Below are 11,911 nucleotides of genomic sequence, written 5' to 3'. Positions count from 1 at the left end.
GCCGCGGCGGGGACCCTCCGGGCTCAGCCGGTCGTCTCCTCGTACGCCCGCCGGAGGCGCCGGACGCCCTCCGCCACCATGGCGGGGCTGTCCGCGGCCGCGTAGCTGAGCCGCAGGTGCGGGGCCGGGGGCTCGGCGGGGTGGTACGGGCGGCCCGGGGTGACCAGCACGCCGGCCCGCAGGGCCGCCGCGGTGAGCACCGTCTCGTCGGTGCCGTCGGGGAGCCGCAGCCAGAGGTGGTAGCCGCCGAACCGGTGCGCGCCCAGCAGCCCGGGCAGCTCGTGGCGCAGCGCCGCCACCGCGGCCCGCCGACGGTCCCGCAGTTCGGCGCCGAGCGTGCGCAGATGGCGGGCCCAGCCGGGGTCGGCCACCAGTTCCAGGGCCGCCTCCTGGAGCGGCCTGGGCACGAAGAAGCTGTCCACCACCTGGGTGGCGCGCAGCCGTTGCAGCGCCGGGCCGCGCGCGGTGAGCGCGCCGATCCGCAGGTTGGGCGAGGTGGCCTTGGTGAGCGAACTCAGGTGGACCACGATGCCGTCCGGGTCGTCGGCGGCCAGCGGGCGCGGCAGCGCCGGCGCGTCGGCGTGGACCAGGCGGCGGGCGAAGTCGTCCTCGATCACGAAGGCGCCGGCCGTCCGGGCGATCCGCAGCACCTCGGCGCGGCGATCGGGGGAGAGCACCGCGCCGGTCGGGTTCTGGAACAGCGGCTGGCAGAAGAACACCCGGGCCCGGGTGGCGTCGAAGGCGGCCGCGAGCAGGTCGGGGCGCACGCCGTCCCCGTCCACCGGGACGGGGACCGGCCGCAGCCCGGCGGCCCTGGCCACGGCGAGGGCGCCCGGGTAGGTCGGAGACTCGACCAGCACGGGGGCGCCCGGGGAGGCGAGCGAGCGCAGGGCGATGGTGAGAGCGCTCTGGCCGCCGGCCGTGATCAGCACGTCGCCCGCGCCGAGCGGGCCGCCGCTGCCGCCGATGTCCCGGGCGAACCAGGCGCGCAGCTCGGTCAGCCCGTCCACCGGCGGGCGGTCCCAGGCGCCGGGCCGGCGTCCGGCCCGGGCCAGCGCGGCGGCGAGCAGGCGCTCGGGCTGGAGCGAGGCGTTCGGGTAGCCGCCGTTGAGGTCGAGCACGTCGGGCCGGGGGACGTTCAGCATGGCGAACATCGGTCCGGCGCCGACGTCGCGCGGGCCGGCCTCGGCGCTCAGCGCGACCTCCTGCCAGGAGAGGTCGCCCGGGCGGGCGGGCGGCGGGGCGTGCGGGTGAGCGCCGTCGGACGCAGCGGACGCCGCGGTCGGCGCGGTCGCGGAGGTCCGGAAGACGCCGGCGCCGGGCCGGGAGACGACCAGGCCCTCCGCGGCCAGCACGGCGACCGCCCGGGAGACCGTTCCCGGGCTGACCTGGTGCCGCTCCGTCAGGACCCGGCTCGACGGCAGCTTCCGTCCTTCCGGGTAGCGCTCCACTTCCCGGCGCAGTCTGTCGGCGAGTTCGACCACACTGCTACGCTCGTTCATGAAGACACAAGATAGCGCTACGCATCGTGCGGCGGTAGCAGCGAAGCCCGCGACGAGCCACCCGGTCGGCCCCACCGGCCCCGGTCCCGGAAGCGCGGCACCCGCCGTCGGCGTCACCGGCACCGCCCTGGCGGCCCTCGGTGTCCTCTCCTTCTCTTTCAGCTTCCCCGCCACCTCCTGGGCGCTGACCGGCTTCGGCCCGTGGACGGCCACCGGGCTGCGCGGCCTGCTGGCGGGCCTGCTCGCCGCACTCTGCCTCGCCGCCGCCCGCGTCCCGGTGCCCGAACGGCGGCACTGGCCCGGCCTGCTGGTGGTCTCGGCCGGCTGCGTGCTCGGCTTCCCGCTGCTCACCACGCTCGCGCTGCAGAGCTCCTCGACCGCGCACTCCGCGGTCGTCATCGGCGTGCTGCCGCTGGCCACCGCGTCGGTCGCCGCGCTGAGGGCGCGCCGGGCGTCGGGCCGGTCCGGTGGCACCGGCGCGGCGAGCCGTCCGTCCCGGACCTTCTGGTGCGCGGCGCTGGCCGGCGCCGCGGCGGTGCTGGGCTTCACGCTGGTGCAGAGCCACGGGCGGCCGAGCGTCGCGGACCTCTACCTGTTCGCGGCCCTGCTGGTCTGCGCGGCCGGGTACGCGGAGGGCGGCCGGATCTCCCGGGAGATCCCGGGCTGGCAGGTGATCGGCTGGGCGGTCGTCGTGGCGCTGCCGGTCACCGGGCTCATCACGGCGGGAGCGCTGGCCGTCGAGCCGGTCGGGTTCGGGGCGAAGGCGGTGGCCGGGCTCGCGTACACGGCGGCGGTCTCCCAGTTCGGCGGGTTCGTCCTCTGGTACCGGGGAATGGCGGAGATCGGCGTGCCGAAGGCCAGCCAGCTGCAGCTGGCGCAGCCGCTGCTGACGCTGGTCTGGTCGGTGCTGCTGCTGGGCGAGGAGCTGCCGGCGGCCGCGCCCGTCACGGCCGTGGCGGTGCTGCTCTGCATCGCGGTCACCCAGCGGTCCCGGACGTGAGACCGGGGCGTGAGGCCGGGGCGCCCGGGCCCGTGGTCGTCCCGGGCCCGGGCGACGGGGATCAGGAGGCGGTGCGCTCGGGCCGGTAGACGCAGAGGGCCCAGATGATGAAGACGTCCAGCGCGATCACGGTGATCGACCAGAACGGGTAGTACGGCATCGCCAGGAAGCTGTCGGCGGCGCTCACCGCGGTGAGGAAGACGCCGGTGTACCGGGCCCAGGCGGCGCCCTTGAGGACGAACGCGCCGACCACCGCGACCAGCGCGCCGACGACGATGTGGATCCAGCCCCAGCCCGTGAGGTCGAACCGGAAGACGTACCGGGCGGAGCTCAGGAAGACCTCGTCCTCGTGGACCGCCATGATGCCCCGCAGCACCTCCATGATGCCGTTCAGGAGCATCAGGACACCGGCGAAGACGACGAGGCCGGGCGCCCAGTCGCTGAACCGGGTGGCCGAGGCCGGTGGCGGCGGCGCGCCGGTGCCGGAGCGCCAGGGCGGCGGCTGATCGGGAGGGGTCGACGTGCTGCTCATGGGTTCCTCCAGGGCCGGACGCCGGGGCCGGACAGGCGTTCGGAGAGGCGTCCGGATCTCGACCGTCCACCTCCGGCCGGTGCCGGGCAACCGGACACGCCTGTTCGGGTGACCCGTGCCGCACCGGCCCGCACCGCCCGGCACCGCCCTGCACCGTCGTACCCGGCCGGCGGTGGAACGCCTGCGAACCACCGCACCGGCGGCAGGTCTGACCGGCGCGGACACCGGCGGCGACCGGGCTCCCTTTACCTGCTCGTTAGGATGACCGGCATGGCAGAGGACACCAACACCCCGACGGCCGGGGACCCGCGGGCCCGGCGGCGCGGCCAGGGCGAGCTGGAGGCGCAGGTGCTGGCCGTGCTCCAGCAGGCGCCGGGCCCGGCCACGGCCGGATGGGTGCAGGAACGCCTCGACGGCGACCTCGCGTACACCACCGTGATGACCATCCTCTCCCGGCTGCACGCCAAGAGCGCCGTCTCCCGGACCCGGTCCGGCCGCTCCTACCTCTGGCAGGCCGCCTCCGACGCGGCCGGCCTCGCGGCCCTCCGGATGCGCCGGGTCCTCGACGGCGAGGCCGACCGGGACGCCGTGCTCGCCAGCTTCGTGACCGCACTGCTCCCGCACGACGAGGAACTGCTGCGCACGCTGCTCGACAGCGCCTCCGCGCCCGATCTGCCGACGACGGGCCCGGCGGCGCCCGGCCCGTCGGCGACCGACCGCGAGAGCTGAGCCCGGGAACCGACCGTGGGCGTCTTCGTCTTCCTCCCGCTCGTCCTGCCGCTGACGGCGCTGCCGATCGCGCGCCTCACCGAGCAGCACCTCCACCCGCGCGGCGCGGCCCGCCTGCTGACCGGGATCAGCATCGTGATGGCGCTGTGCAGCGCGCTCTGCCTCGGCCTGATCGGGGTCGTCGGCACCGCGCAGATCCCCGGCAACCCGCTGCCCGACAGCTGGTCCGACCCGGAGGTCCGGGCGGCCCTGCCGTACCACGAGACGGTCGGCACGGCGGCGCTCCTCGTCCTCGCGGTGGTGTTCGTGGCCCTGGTCCGGACGGTCGCCCGCCACCTGCGGATCCGCGCCCGTGCCCGGCGCGCGCTCGGCCGCGCGCTGCCCGGCGCCTCCGACGTCGCGCTGCTCCCCGACTCCGCCCCGTACGCCTACGCGCTGCCCGGCTCCCTCCGTTCGCCCGGACGCGTGGTGGTCTCCACGGGCATGCTCGCCGGTCTCGCCGACGACGAGCGCGCCGCCCTGCTCGCCCACGAACGCGCCCACCTCGCCCACCGGCACCACCGCCACCTGCTGGCCACCCAGCTGGCCGGCTGCGTCAACCCCTTCCTGCGCCCGCTCCAGCGCGCCGTGGCCTACAGCGCCGAACGCTGGGCCGACGAGGAGTCCGCCCAGGCCGTCGGCGACCGGCGGATCACCGCCCGCGCCGTGGCCCGCGCCGCCCTCGCCTCCCACCGGGCGCCCGCCTACGCGGCCTTCCCCGCCTTCGCCGCGCCCGGTCCCGGCCCGGTGCCCCGCCGCGTCGCCGCCCTGCTCGGCCCCGTCCCGAGCTCCCGCAACTGGCCGCCCGCCCGCACCCCCGCCGGGCTCGCCGCCCTCGTGGCGGCCCTCGGCACCGCCGCCTCGGCGGTGTCCGCGCTCAACGCGGCGGTGGCCCTGCTCCTCGTCCTGAAGGCCGTCACCCCGCTGTAGCGGCTCCGCCCCGCCCGGTGCGGAGGGTGACGAGTCGACGGACCGACGGGTCACGGATGGCTTCCACCGGTAGCGGTTCGTGTGCGCACGTGCCGGAATGGTGACAGCCGGTGTTCACCACCGGGCCGAAATCCAACGCCTCGAAAGGGCTCTTCCATGCGCACCATGCACCGCATCCTCGCCGCCACCGCCGTCGTCCTCCCGCTCGCCGTCTGCGGCGCCACCGTCGCCTCCGCGGACGCCGCGGGCGACGCCGTGCCCGTCGCCCACTTCGACAAGGGCTCCTTCGCGGTCGGCCCGGACGGCAGTGCCCTGCACCTGACCAGCGTCCACTTCGGCCCCGACGGCGCCAGCTACTTCGACGGCATCCTGGTCATCGGCCAGCACGGCGTCGCGGGCACCTTCACCGACACCGGCATCGGCCTCGGCGACTGACGGCCCCCGCCCCTGCTCCGCGCCGCCCGGCCAGCCCGGGCGGCGCGGAGTGCTTTCCGTGGCGGCGTAGACACCGGTCACAGCGGGCATGGCTGGTCATAGGGGTCGACCGTCGACCGTGAGAGGGTGCCAACCATGAAGGTGATCGGCTTCGTCCTGAACGTCCTCTGGTTGATCTTCTGCGGCATCTGGATGGCGATCGGCTACGTGATCGCGGGAATCATCTGCTGCGTGCTGATCATCACCATCCCGTTCGGCATCGCCGCGTTCCGGCTGGCGGGGTTCGTCCTCTGGCCGTTCGGGCGCAAGGCGGTGGAGCGGCCGGACGCGGGGGCGCCGTCCTTCGTGGGCAACGTGATCTGGCTGGTGTTCGCCGGGTGGTGGCTGGCGCTGGCGCACCTGATCACCAGCATCCCGCTGTTCATCTCGATCATCGGCATTCCGTTCGGGTGGGCGAACCTCAAGCTGATCCCCGTCTCGCTGATGCCGCTCGGCCGCGAGATCGTCCCGAGCGACGAGCCGTGGGGCGCGCGGTAGCCGGAGCACCGACGCACGTCACCGGGCCGGCGAGGGCGACACCCTCGCCGGCCCGGTCGTACGAGGTCAGGCGGCGGCGAGGCCGGCGAGGGCGGTGCGGGCCGCGCTGAGGGAGGTCGCGGCGAGGGGGCGGTAGGGGGTGAGGGCGGGGACGTCGTCGGCGCGGGTGAGTTCGGCGTGGACGAAGCTCAGGTGTTCGGCGGGGACGCCGAGGTTGTCGAAGTACGCCCGCAGGTAAGGGGTCTGGAAGTCGAAGGCCTCGCGCGGGGTGCCCGGGCCGTAGGCGCCGCCGCGGGCGGTGACGACGACGACCCGGGTGGCGGCGAGCAGGCTGCGGCCGGTGACGGGGTCGCTGAAGGCGCCGGGGAAGGTGACCCGGTCGATCCAGGCCTTGAGCGCGGCGGGAACCGTGAAGTTGTACATCGGGACGCCGAGCAGGAGGGTGCCGGCCGCCCGGAGCTCGGTGATCAGGGGAAGGGTGAGGGACCACTCGTCCCGTTCGCCGGGGGAGGCGGCGACGGCCCGGACGTCGGCGAGCGGGACCGTGCCGCGGCGTTCGACGCGGACGCCGAGGGCGGCGTAGGCGGCTCCGATCGGCGGGACCGGATCGGCGGCGAGGTCGCGGTGACGGTAGCCGGCGGTGCCGTGGCGGGCCTGCCAGGCGCGGGCGAAGCGGGCGGTCAGCCGGCGGCTGACGGACTCGCCGGGCGGACTCGCGCTGCAGTCCAGGTGGAGCAGGGTGGCGGGGACGGCGGGGGTGGCGGTCATCGGGAGGCTCCTTGTCACCTCGGTGGAGCGGGGATCGTCAACCCTGTGACGGGGCCGCGCGAGGAAAGGTGACCGATGGACGGGCGCGAGGAACTGGCGGTGCGGTTCGAGGCAGAGCGGGGGCGGTTGCGGTCGGTCGCGCAGCGGATGCTCGGCTCGACGGGGGAGGCCGAGGAGGCCGTGCAGGAGGCCTGGCTGCGGTTGGAGCGGGCGGACGCGGCGGCGGTGGCGAACCTCCCGGGGTGGCTGACCACGGTCGTCTCGCGGATCTGCCTGGACGTGCTGCGGGCGCGGGCGGGGGCCGGGAGGCGGGAGGCGCACGTCGAGGAACCGGTGGTGGAAGGACCGGAGGCGGAGGCGGAGCTGGTCGAGGAGGTGGGCCGGGCGATGCTCGTGGTGCTGGACCGGCTGGGGCCGGCCGAGCGCGTCGCGTTCGTGCTGCACGACGGGTTCGCGGTGCCGTTCGAGCAGATCGGGCCGGTCGTCGGGCGGACGCCGGTGGCGGCGAAGAAACTGGCCAGCCGGGCCCGGCAGCGGGTCCGGGGGACGGCGGGGGCGGAGCCGGCGCCGCCCGCCGGGCACCGCGCGGTGGTGGAGGCGTTCCTCGCCGCCGCGCGCGGCGGCGACCTGGACGCGCTGCTCGCGGTCCTGGCGCCGGACGTGGTGCGCCGGGCCGACCCGGCGGCCCTGCCCGCCGGGCGTCCGGCGGTGGCGCGCGGCGCGCTCGCCGTGGCCCGGGAGACCCGGGTGATCGGGCAGCGGGCGCGGTTCGGCGTGCCGGTGCTGGTGGACGGCGGGATCGGGGTGGCGATCGCGCCGGGCGGGCGCCTGTGGCTGGTCCTGCTGATGACGGTCGCGGACGGGCGGGTGGCGGGCTTCGAGGTGGTCGCGGACCGGGCGCGGCTCGCCGGGACGGAGATCACGCTGTTGCCCTGACCGCCGCCGCTCGGCAGTCACCGCCGACCGCAGCCGACCGCAGCCGCTGCCGGCCCGGTGCCGTCAGCGGGGGACGTCGGCGAGCCGGACGATCATCTTGCCGGTGTTGGCGCCCCGGAGCATGCCGAGGAAGGCCTCGACGACCCGGTCGAAACCCTCGACGACCGTCTCGTCGGGCACGACGGCGCCGGAGCGCAGGTGCGGGACGAGGAAGTCGTACAGCTCGGGGCGGGCGTCGAGGTGGTCGCGGACCAGGAAGCCCTCCAGCCGCAGGCTCTTTCCGACCACGTCGAACAGGTTGCGCGGGGCGGGCGGCGGCGACTGGAGGCGGTTGTACTGGGCGACCGCCCCGCACCAGGCGATCCGGCCGTGGTCGCGGAGGGCGGCGATGGCGGCTTCGAGGTGGTCGCCGCCGACGTTGTCGAGGTACACGTGCAGGCCGTCGGGGGCGGCCTCGCGGAGGCGGTCGGCGATCGGGGCGTCGTGGTAGTCGAAGGCGGCGTCGAATCCGAGGTCCTCGGTGAGGTGCCGCACCTTGGCGGCCGAGCCGGCGCTGCCGACGATCCGGCCGGCGCCGAGGAGGCGGGCGATCCGGCCGGCCGCCGTACCGACCCCGCCGGCCGCCGCCGAGACGAAGACCGTCTCGCCCGGCTGCAGCCGGGCGACCCGGGTCAGGCCGACCCAGGCGGAGAGGCCGGTGCCGCCGAGGATGCCCAGGTGGGCGCTGAGCGGGACGCCCGCGAAGTCCGGGAGGACCGTCGTCTCGGCGGCGGTGACCACCGAGAGGGTGCGCCAGGCCCGGCGGTGGTGCACGAGGGCGCCGACGGGGAGGGCCGGCGTCCGGGACTCGACCACCCGGCCGAGGGCGCGGCCCTCCAGCGGGGCGTGCAGCTCCCAGCTCCCGGTCGCGTCCATCTCCTCGCGCATGTACGGGTCGACGGACTGGTAGACGTTCTCGACCAGGGCCTCGCCGTCGGCGAGGGGCCGGACGGTCTCGTCGAGGAAGGCGAAGTTCTCGGCGCCGGGGGCGCCGGTGGGGCGGGAGACGAGGTGGACGACGTGGGCGACGGGGCGGGGCATGGTGGGCTCCGGGATCGTTGGGGCGGTGATGATCACCGTAGGGAGGCGGGGCGGAGCCGGGCAGGGGGCAGCGGTGATGGGTGGGTCGGTTCCATGAGCGGAATCGATGGAAGGCGGGTGGGGAGGTAGGTTCGGCGGTGTCGACGGGTGGCCCGGACGAGCGCCGGGGCTGACTGCCGGGGCTGACTGCCAGGACCGAGGGTCGGGGCCGAGGGTCAGGACCGAGGGTCGGGGCCGACCGACCGGGCTGAGTGGCAGGAGTGAGTGGCATGGGTGAGCCGGGTCCGGACCTCGCCCCGCACGAGTTGCGGGTCCTGGTCGCGGTGGAGGAGGCGCAGGGGTTCACGGCGGCTGCCGCGCGCCTGGGTACGAGCCAGTCCGCCGTCTCGCACGCCGTGCGCACCTGCGAGCGGAAGCTCGGCGCGGTGCTCTTCGACCGCGGGCGCCACGGCGCACGCCCGACCGAGGCGGGCGTGCGGGCCGTCGCGTACGCCCGGAGGGTTCTGCGGCTGCTCGCGGCGATGGGTCCCGAGGTGCGGGCCGCGGGGGCGGGGGACCACGCCGGGGCGGTCACCGGGCCGCTGCGGATCGCCGCCTTCCGCAGCGTCGCCGCGCACCTGCTGCCGCCCGTTCTGGCCCGGCTCGCCGCCCGCCACCCGGGGCTCACACCGCAGGTCCGGATCGTCCGTGAGATCGGGCGCGGCACGGCCGGCGAGGTCGCGGACGGCCGTGCCGACCTCGGGCTCGCCACCCTGGACGCGAGCGTGCCGCCACCGGTGCCCGGGCTGCTCTCCGTCCGGCTCTTCGAGGAGGAGTACGCGCTGGTGCACCCGGTGGGCCACCCGGCACCGCACGGGCTGCCGCTGGTCGACTGGGACGAGAACTGCGGCTCGTACACCCGGGACTGGTGGGACCGGCAGGACTGGATCCCGCCCGCGACCATCGACGTCGAGGACGACACGGTGGCCGTCTCGCTCGTGTCGCAGGGGTTGGGGATGGCGATCATGCCCCGGACCGCCCTGCTCGGCGCCCCGGCCGGGCTGGCACTCACCGACCTCGGGCCGCGTCCGCCGAGCCGCCACGTCGGATACGTGACGACGCCGGAGCTGGCGGGCACGGCGGCGGTGCGGGCGCTGATCCGGGAGCTGCGCGGCCTCACCCTGCCGGCGGGCCTGGTCGCGGTGTGAGGACGGCGGCCCGGCCCGGGCCGCCGACGACCGGGGGCGGGGGCGGGGCCGTCCCCCGACCGGCCGGACCGGCGGCTCAACGGGCAGTGGCTCAGTGGCTCAGCGGGCGGCGGCGGTGACCGGGCGGGAACGCAGGGCCCAGGCGGTGGCCGGGGCGGCGCAGAGTGCCGCGAGCAGGACGGCGCCGGCGGCGACGAGGCCGACCGGCCGCCAGGGCAGGACCCACGGTGACGGCGTGCCGAGCAGGGCCGCCGCGCCGTGCATGGTGCCGAGCTGGACGGCGGTCACCGCGCAGCCGAGGACCGCGCCGACCGCCACCACCAGCACCGACTCGGCGGTCACCAGCCGCACCACCTGGGCCCGGCCGGCACCCGCCAGGCGGAGCAGGGCGAGTTCGCGACGGCGGTCGGCGGTGGCCGTCAGGATCGTGTTGGCGAGGGCGATGCCCGTGTAGACGAGGGCCAGACCGAGCACCAGCACCGTACGCAGCCAGGCCGTCCGGGCCTTGGCGGGCGCGGTGGCGGCGAGCCAGTCCTCGCGGCTGAACACCGTCGCGCCGGACGCCCGCGCGGCGGTCCGTACCTGTTCGGCGGCACGTACCCGCTCGGCGTCGGCGAGGTGGTCCAGGCGCACCTCGATCCGGTCGGTGCGGGCGCCGGGCGCGTTGGCGGCGGTGACGTACAGCCCGTTGTCGCCGAGGCCGTCGCGCAGCACGGCGGCCACCCGCAGGGTCGCCCGGCTGCCGTCGGCCCGGACCACCGGGACCGGCTCGCCGATCGTCGTGCGCCCCCATTCCGCCGGCAGGACGAGAGAGCCGTCGTCGAGGTCGGCCGGAGAACCGGCCAGCAGGGGCAGCCGGGCGAGGGCGGCGAGCCCGGCCGGGTCGGCCACCCGCGCCTCGGAGCGGACCACCACGCCGTCCGGCTCCACCAGCGAGAGGCGGGTCGGACCGGTGGGGGACAGGGTCACGCCGGGGACGGCACGCAGGGCGTCCGCCGTCGCGTCGGGTGCGCCGCCGTCGGCGGGGACGACGACCAGGTCGGCGGCGGTACGGGCGCGGGCCTCGGCGGAGCGGGCGGCGCTCACGGTGTCCAGCGCACCCGCCAGCGAACCGGTCAGCGCCACCGACACCAGCACCGGCGCGGCCACCGCGCCGGTCCGGCGGAGCGCGGCGGCGGCGTTGGCGCGGACCAGCCGCCCGGCGTACCCGGTGAACCGGGCCGGGGCGAGCCGGCCGAGGGCGCGGACCAGGGGAGGGGCGAACAGCGGGGAGAGCAGGCCGCACGCGGAGATCAGCCACATCGGCTGCGTGGTGTAGGTCTTGCGGTGCAGCAGGTCGACGGGGTCGGTGGCGAGCGCGGCGGCGGTGAGGACGGCCGCGGTCAGCAGCAGGCCGAGCCCCGTGACGAGGCGCCCGACGGTCAGCACACCGGCGTCGAGGTCGGCCGTGCGCAGGGCGTCCAGCGGGCCGACCCGGCCGGCCCGGCGGGCGGCCACCGCGACACCGCACAGGGCGACCAGCAGGCCGGTCCAGAACGCGGTGAACAGGGGCCAGCCGGTCGGGCCGAGGGCGAAACCGGGCGGGGCCATCCCCACGCCGGCCAGCCTGCGGAGCAGCACCGGCGCCCCGAGCCGGCCGAGCGCGCAGCCGGCTGCGGAGGCGACCGCGCCGAGCAGCAGCGCCTCGGCCAGCACGGTACGGCGGACCTGGGCGGGGGTGGCACCGGCCAGCCGGAGCAGACCCAGCTCCCGGCGCCGCTGGGCGACGGCGTAGGAGAACGTGGACGCGACGACGAACGCCGAGACGAACGCGCTCACCCCGCCGGCGGTGCCGAGGGCGGCGACCAGCGAGACCAGCTCCTCGCCGCCCGGGCCGCCGGGGGTGCCGAGCGCGGCGGCGAGGCCGAGCAGCATGACGGCGGTCATCGCGACGCCGAGGGCGAGGGCGAGGAAGGCTCCGAGGAGGGAGATCCAGCGTGCCTTCAGGGACTTGAGCGCGATCCGCAGCATTCTCATGGGGTCCAGCGAACCGCCGCGGGGTGGTGCGGGGCAGCAGGCCGGGGGCCACTCCGGGAGGTAGGGCGGGCCCTACCCGTAGGGGGAGCGGGGGGTGGCCGCACCGGACGTCGGGCCCGCCGACTTCCTGTGCGGGGCCGGAGCGAGCGGGGCGGGGCCGGAGCGAGCGAACGGTAGGCCTGGCCCTACCGACGGCCCGCCGCCCGGGTGCCTAGGGTGG

Annotated in this window: 12 protein-coding genes; 7 read left to right on the top strand and 5 right to left on the bottom strand. The window is 76.6% G+C overall.

Annotated features, from left to right (window positions below):
- Positions 1 to 23: 23 nt before the first annotated feature.
- Positions 24 to 1,502, bottom strand: coding sequence for a PLP-dependent aminotransferase family protein (locus ACFWIC_RS12510; protein WP_329950334.1), 1,479 nt, complete (start codon positions 1,500 to 1,502; stop codon positions 24 to 26).
- On the opposite strand from ACFWIC_RS12510, the gene ACFWIC_RS12505 reads away from it, so the two are divergent.
- Complete coding sequence (locus tag ACFWIC_RS12505) at positions 1,501 to 2,502, top strand: DMT family transporter (protein WP_380518136.1); 1,002 nt, start codon at positions 1,501 to 1,503, stop codon at positions 2,500 to 2,502. The two genes, ACFWIC_RS12510 and ACFWIC_RS12505, sit on opposite strands and share 2 nt — an antisense overlap.
- Positions 2,503 to 2,563: 61 nt before the next feature.
- Here the strand turns inward: ACFWIC_RS12505 and ACFWIC_RS12500 are convergent, their stop codons facing one another.
- Entirely contained in the window at positions 2,564 to 3,034 is a 471-nt protein-coding gene (locus ACFWIC_RS12500) for a hypothetical protein (RefSeq protein WP_329950336.1), read from the bottom strand.
- A gap of 270 nt (positions 3,035 to 3,304) precedes the next feature.
- On the opposite strand from ACFWIC_RS12500, the gene ACFWIC_RS12495 reads away from it, so the two are divergent.
- From ACFWIC_RS12495 to ACFWIC_RS12480, 4 genes are all read left to right on the top strand, one after another.
- Positions 3,305 to 3,763: a BlaI/MecI/CopY family transcriptional regulator gene (locus tag ACFWIC_RS12495; RefSeq protein ID WP_329950337.1), complete on the top strand. Its 459-nt coding sequence runs from the start codon at positions 3,305 to 3,307 to the stop codon at positions 3,761 to 3,763.
- Between the two features lie 15 nt (positions 3,764 to 3,778).
- Complete coding sequence (locus ACFWIC_RS12490; protein ID WP_329950338.1) at positions 3,779 to 4,732, top strand: M48 family metalloprotease; 954 nt, start codon at positions 3,779 to 3,781, stop codon at positions 4,730 to 4,732.
- Between the two features lie 156 nt (positions 4,733 to 4,888).
- The gene (locus tag ACFWIC_RS12485; RefSeq protein ID WP_329885455.1) at positions 4,889 to 5,167 is read left to right on the top strand and encodes a hypothetical protein; all 279 of its coding nucleotides are present in this window, start codon (positions 4,889 to 4,891) and stop codon (positions 5,165 to 5,167) included.
- A 135-nt stretch (positions 5,168 to 5,302) separates the two neighbouring features.
- Complete coding sequence (locus ACFWIC_RS12480) at positions 5,303 to 5,704, top strand: YccF domain-containing protein (protein ID WP_329885741.1); 402 nt, start codon at positions 5,303 to 5,305, stop codon at positions 5,702 to 5,704.
- Positions 5,705 to 5,770: 66 nt separating this feature from the next.
- On the opposite strand, the gene ACFWIC_RS12475 is transcribed toward ACFWIC_RS12480, so the two are convergent.
- The gene (locus ACFWIC_RS12475) at positions 5,771 to 6,472 is read right to left on the bottom strand and encodes an FMN-dependent NADH-azoreductase (protein WP_380518132.1); all 702 of its coding nucleotides are present in this window, start codon (positions 6,470 to 6,472) and stop codon (positions 5,771 to 5,773) included.
- A gap of 75 nt (positions 6,473 to 6,547) precedes the next feature.
- Between ACFWIC_RS12475 and ACFWIC_RS12470 the strand changes: the two genes are divergently transcribed.
- Entirely contained in the window at positions 6,548 to 7,408 is an 861-nt protein-coding gene (locus ACFWIC_RS12470; protein WP_380353524.1) for a sigma-70 family RNA polymerase sigma factor, read from the top strand.
- Between the two features lie 63 nt (positions 7,409 to 7,471).
- Here ACFWIC_RS12470 and ACFWIC_RS12465 read toward each other — a convergent pair whose 3' ends face one another.
- Positions 7,472 to 8,488 carry an NADP-dependent oxidoreductase gene (locus ACFWIC_RS12465; RefSeq protein WP_329950341.1) on the bottom strand — a complete coding sequence of 339 codons (1,017 nt, stop codon included), beginning with the start codon at positions 8,486 to 8,488 and terminating at the stop codon, positions 7,472 to 7,474.
- Between the two features lie 269 nt (positions 8,489 to 8,757).
- On the opposite strand from ACFWIC_RS12465, the gene ACFWIC_RS12460 reads away from it, so the two are divergent.
- A complete protein-coding gene (locus ACFWIC_RS12460) occupies positions 8,758 to 9,675 on the top strand; it encodes a LysR family transcriptional regulator (RefSeq protein ID WP_329950342.1) in 918 nt (305 codons plus the stop codon).
- A 99-nt stretch (positions 9,676 to 9,774) separates the two neighbouring features.
- Here the strand turns inward: ACFWIC_RS12460 and ACFWIC_RS12455 are convergent, their stop codons facing one another.
- Entirely contained in the window at positions 9,775 to 11,691 is a 1,917-nt protein-coding gene (locus ACFWIC_RS12455) for an FtsX-like permease family protein (RefSeq protein WP_380353519.1), read from the bottom strand.
- Positions 11,692 to 11,911 lie beyond the last annotated feature (220 nt).

Origin of the sequence: Kitasatospora sp. NPDC127035 (assembly GCF_042726075.1) — a bacterium.
Taxonomy (GTDB): domain Bacteria; phylum Actinomycetota; class Actinomycetes; order Streptomycetales; family Streptomycetaceae; genus Kitasatospora.
This window is presented reverse-complemented; position numbering and strand designations above follow the sequence as displayed.

Bases quoted from the DNA above. Each gene is read 5' to 3' on its own strand.
- ACFWIC_RS12505 (WP_380518136.1), top strand. From the start codon at position 1,501: ATGAAGACACAAGATAGCGCTACGCATCGTGCGGCGGTAGCAGCGAAG.
- ACFWIC_RS12510 (WP_329950334.1), bottom strand. From the start codon at position 1,502: ATGAACGAGCGTAGCAGTGTGGTCGAACTCGCCGACAGACTGCGCCGG.
- ACFWIC_RS12500 (WP_329950336.1), bottom strand. From the start codon at position 3,034: ATGAGCAGCACGTCGACCCCTCCCGATCAGCCGCCGCCCTGGCGCTCC.
- ACFWIC_RS12495 (WP_329950337.1), top strand. From the start codon at position 3,305: ATGGCAGAGGACACCAACACCCCGACGGCCGGGGACCCGCGGGCCCGG.
- ACFWIC_RS12485 (WP_329885455.1), top strand. From the start codon at position 4,889: ATGCGCACCATGCACCGCATCCTCGCCGCCACCGCCGTCGTCCTCCCG.
- ACFWIC_RS12480 (WP_329885741.1), top strand. From the start codon at position 5,303: ATGAAGGTGATCGGCTTCGTCCTGAACGTCCTCTGGTTGATCTTCTGC.
- ACFWIC_RS12475 (WP_380518132.1), bottom strand. From the start codon at position 6,472: ATGACCGCCACCCCCGCCGTCCCCGCCACCCTGCTCCACCTGGACTGC.
- ACFWIC_RS12470 (WP_380353524.1), top strand. From the start codon at position 6,548: ATGGACGGGCGCGAGGAACTGGCGGTGCGGTTCGAGGCAGAGCGGGGG.
- ACFWIC_RS12465 (WP_329950341.1), bottom strand. From the start codon at position 8,488: ATGCCCCGCCCCGTCGCCCACGTCGTCCACCTCGTCTCCCGCCCCACC.
- ACFWIC_RS12460 (WP_329950342.1), top strand. From the start codon at position 8,758: ATGGGTGAGCCGGGTCCGGACCTCGCCCCGCACGAGTTGCGGGTCCTG.
- ACFWIC_RS12455 (WP_380353519.1), bottom strand. From the start codon at position 11,691: ATGAGAATGCTGCGGATCGCGCTCAAGTCCCTGAAGGCACGCTGGATC.